Origin of the sequence: Robertmurraya sp. DFI.2.37 (genome assembly GCF_029211245.1) — a bacterium.
GTDB classification, from domain to species: domain Bacteria; phylum Bacillota; class Bacilli; order Bacillales; family Cytobacillaceae; genus Robertmurraya; species Robertmurraya methanolica_A.
The window spans coordinates 1-292 of record NZ_JARGEJ010000779.1 but is presented as its reverse complement, the minus strand read 5'-3'; the positions used below and the strand labels follow the sequence as shown (position 1 = coordinate 292).

Sequence of the window (292 nt, the reverse complement as noted above, 5' to 3'; positions counted from 1 at the left end):
ATCGTCGCTGTCATGATCATGAGCGGCTTAATAGGTTCAAGTGCTCTTGTAAGCAAAAGACTTGCTGACTCTGATTCTAATTTAAAGGATATTAAAGAAGCGCTTGATGAGTCATCGATCGTGGCGATAACAGATGCAAGAGGGACGATTACTTATGTGAATGACAAATTTGTTGAGATTTCGATATACACAGAGGATGAATTAATCGGTCAAAATCATCGAATTTTGAACTCAGGTTACCACCCAAAAGAGTTTTTTCAATCACTTTGGAAAACAATTGGCGGTGGACAAG

1 protein-coding gene is annotated in these 292 nt (G+C 38.7%); it reads left to right on the top strand.

The features are described 5' to 3' along the window. Positions 1-18: 18 nt before the first annotated feature. The coding region (locus PZE06_RS28600) for a PAS domain S-box protein (protein WP_275792484.1) at positions 19-292 on the top strand (274 nt) is incomplete at its 3' end.